General features: G+C 53.4%; 3 protein-coding genes. All 3 read left to right on the top strand.

Annotated features, from left to right (window positions below):
- A partial coding sequence (locus RMSM_RS29020) for a response regulator (RefSeq protein ID WP_144058045.1) occupies positions 1–723 on the top strand: 723 nt, incomplete at its 5' end.
- Positions 724–792: 69 nt separating this feature from the next.
- Positions 793–2,499, top strand: coding sequence for an HDOD domain-containing protein (locus tag RMSM_RS29025; protein ID WP_008705754.1), 1,707 nt, complete (start codon positions 793–795; stop codon positions 2,497–2,499).
- A 332-nt stretch (positions 2,500–2,831) separates the two neighbouring features.
- The gene (locus RMSM_RS29030; protein WP_008705756.1) at positions 2,832–3,749 is read left to right on the top strand and encodes a universal stress protein; all 918 of its coding nucleotides are present in this window, start codon (positions 2,832–2,834) and stop codon (positions 3,747–3,749) included.
- The last annotated feature ends 37 nt before the right edge of the window (positions 3,750–3,786 follow it).

Genomic DNA, 3,786 nt, shown 5'->3' on the forward strand with positions numbered 1-3,786 from the left:
AGGATGGCAGTGCGATATCGTCATAATGGCACAAAGGCGATCAAAGCAGTCGAAACCTGGGATTACAACTTGATCTTAATGGACTGTCAAATGCCAGAGATGGATGGTTACGAGGCCACGCGTCAGATTCGAAAACGAGAATCCGATGGTCGACTGAAAGGGCATCGCCCCATCGCCGCGCTGACCGCCAACGCGATCAAAGGCGATCGTGAGCTTTGTTTGGATGCGGGGATGGATGAGTATATGCCCAAGCCGTTTAACCCGCGTTATCTCGTTTCGATGATTCAAACGCTGCTGCAACGCGTTCACGACGAGCCGGTGAAAACGGTTGTCACCGAGCCACCGACGTCCGCTGCGATTCCCGACGATCCGTCGCCCATTGATTTCGATTCACTCTATGAACGCTGTATGGGAGATGTCCAGTTCGCAGAGTCGCTACTCGATTCCTTTGCCGAGGATGGTCGGGATCGAATGACTCAGATTGTCCAATTGATTGATCATGGTGACGTATTGGCCGCTTCCAAAGTGGCACACTCGCTCAAAGGCATCGCTGGCATTGTCGCGGCTCAAGAGGTCCAGTCGATCTCTGCCCGTATCGAATCGGCGGGCAAGGCAGGGGAAATTGAGATGATGCATCGCTTGGTGAAGGACCTGACGAACGTGGTTGATGAATGCCTCGGCTACCTCCCAATCGTGAAAAAACGTACGCAGCAGTGGTCGTAGCACGAATTAAGTTCATCCCATTCAAATCGAATACTTCTGAAACAAATCAAACCCGACAAGGACCATGACGTGAGTGAGCCAAAACCGAAGCGATTAGCCATAGTCGTCGACGACGAAGCGATCGCTCGGAAAATGTTGATGTTTGCCCTTCAACATGAAGGTTTTCAGTGCCATCAAGCAAGCGATGGTCAAGAGGCGATGCAAATGATCGCAGGTGGAAAGTACCATCTGGTCGTCACCGATTTGGCAATGCCGCATAAAAACGGACATGCACTCGCTGTCGAATTGTTGGCACTTGAAAACCGTCCCACGATTGCCATTCACACTTCAGTCATCGAGCCGCGTATTGTCAAGGACTTGATGAATCGTGGCGTCGATGACATTGTTTACAAACCAACTCACTATGCTGCCTTTGCCGCCAAAATGGTAGGCATGGTAGAGCGACGAATCAGCAGTGGTAAGGCCGCGACGACGATCGCTCCGCAAGATGTGTCCAAGGTGGGACAATTGAACCAGGCAGGGAGCAGCGAACGCAATCAAATGTCTCGAATGCCGTCGGATGCAAAACGGCCTCTCGCGGCACGGTCGGCCAATGCATTGGGGGTGGAATCGTTGCCGTTTTCTGAGGGAGTGATCGAAGCATGCCGACTCGCTTGTAATCCCAATTCCGAAGTCCATGAGATTTGCGCTGCGATTCGCCGTGAACCGAGTTTGAGTGCGGAATTGATCCGTATGGGCAACAGTAGTTTTTATAATCGGTCGGGATCGAATTTGCGATTGGAAGAGGTCGTCGTGCGAATCGGACGACGCCATGTGGGTGAGTTGGCACTGGCATTAAATGCGAGTTCGTCGATACGCGAGATGACGGTAACTTCGATGGATGTGCCGCTCGCGTGGCAACGCAGCCTCGCTGCGCGAGCGGCGGCCAAAATTTTGATATCGCTGAGGAAAAACTCGGGTGGAAACGCGGGAATCTTGCTCAGCGCCGCGATGCACTCACTCGGTCGTCTCGTGCTTGCCCAGGCGTTTCCCAATGATGTGTCGACAATGATCCAACACGCAAATGATTCGGGCGAGGCTTTGACGGTGTTAGAACAACGTGCATTGTCGGCGACACAGTCCGAGTCGCTCGCACGAATGTTAAATAAGTGTCAAATTCCTCAAGACATCATCGGGCCGCTGCAATATATCGACAGGTCGTATCGACAACTCGAGGATCTTGACCCTGAGGATCGCGAAGGAGCTGAGCTTGTCAAAGTCGCCGTCTTGATTGGATGGCTTGCCGTCGGTAGATGGGAAGCATGGGATCTCGTCGAGATTCCGCCAGCGAATGTACTGCGTCAACATTGTCGCCGGCCCGTTTCGGAACTCGTCACGCGAACCCGCGAAGCGGTACTGGAGATGATGGCCGAATTGGAAGATTTCAGTGGTCTGTGTGACCCGTCGTCGAACTTAACTCCCTGCTTGTATCACTGTGTGGGGGAAAGGGATTGGGATATTGTGCAGTGGATGTTGCCAGCGGTCGGATTTACACCTTCGCAGGATGATCCCCAGCAAGAGGCTGCGATGGTGATCAACGCACTGGATGTAACGCGTCGTCAACTCTCCAAACATACCTCAGCACGCGAAACTCGCCATGGATTGGTGCTGGTACGAAGCGGCCAAGCGGTGCGATCCACCGCCAATCGTTCGGTCCACACGCTGCCGTGCAGTGTGGCAAGTTTAGCCCAAGCGATATCAGCCGACCCGAAGGCTCGCTTGGTTTCGTCGGCATAGACGGGGCTGCCGCGTCGGGTTGCGGTAAACCAATGCCATCTACTTTGGCAACCACAGGGGGATGCTCAAGTAGTGGGATTCGCCAGAATTCCCATCGTGGCTGTTCAAACACTAGGAACTCTGCGAGTCCCACTACGAAAGTAGATGGCATTGGGCGGTAAACCATGGCTGAATACCTGAGTGTGCGATACGTCTCACTGGGGCGTGGCAATTTGCACACCTCGTCGTCATCGGTGGTGGCTTAAACGCCGCGTAGTGGCATCCCTGACGAGCTCGTCGTTCATTGGCACTCAAGTTGCTTGCTAAATGAAGCCAAGCCAAGGAGACCACCGATGCGTAAGGTCCTGCTCGCTGTAGATGGTTCGGACATTTCAGACGAAGCTGCCCGTTGGGTTTCAACACTGCCACACCGCAACCACTGGGATTTGACGATTCTAAGTGTGGTTCAGCGTCCGTTAGTGCATGACGATGATCCGCTGTTGGATGCGTATGATAAGGCGTGTGCAAAAGACCGCCGAGATGCGGTGGATCACTACGGCAAAATTGCGGAGATGTTTGATGACAAAAGCGTATCCGTTTGTCATCGGATCGAATCAGGATCTCCCAATGAAACGATTGTCGAAACTGCCAAAGAGATTGCCGCTGATTTGGTTGTTGTCGGCGCCAAAGGACGCTCGCAGATCAGTCGTATGTTGCTAGGCAGTGTCAGTGACCACGTTGCAACGCATGCTCCTTGCAGCGTTTTAGTTGTGCGAGGAGCGGGGCGACACGAATACCAGAATGGCTTCCGAGTCTGCTTGGCCTATGGCATCGACGCTCCGGCGAAAGCGGCGCTTTGTGAGATGACCGAAATTGCTTGGCGTAGCGATACCGTGTTCCATGTTTTGTCGATCGCTTCGTACCTGCATGATTTCTTTGGGGTGCTGCCCGAGGATTCCCAAATCGTACGGCAATATCACGAAAATTTGAATCACGCCCATGATCAACTTCTCGCGGTGTCCTCGGAAACGCAAACGCATTTGATCGAGAGCGAACATGTGGGAGAAGGGATTGTGACGTTTGCCGAGCGGAATGCCATCGACATGGTGGTGGTGGGCGAAAAACCACGCAGTGGAGTGAGCCGTTTTTTGTTGGGCAGCACCTCACGCTATGTTTTGCGTCACGCCGAGTGCAGCGTGTGGATTGCTCGCAACCGATTGACGCAAACTGAAGAAGAAGTCTCGGCGGAATGCCAACCAGCATCGCCGTGACATCACCACCGTGAATCACAAACGATCGGAGCAGCGT

Origin of the sequence: Rhodopirellula maiorica SM1 (assembly GCF_000346295.1) — a bacterium.
GTDB lineage: Bacteria > Planctomycetota > Planctomycetia > Pirellulales > Pirellulaceae > Novipirellula > Novipirellula maiorica.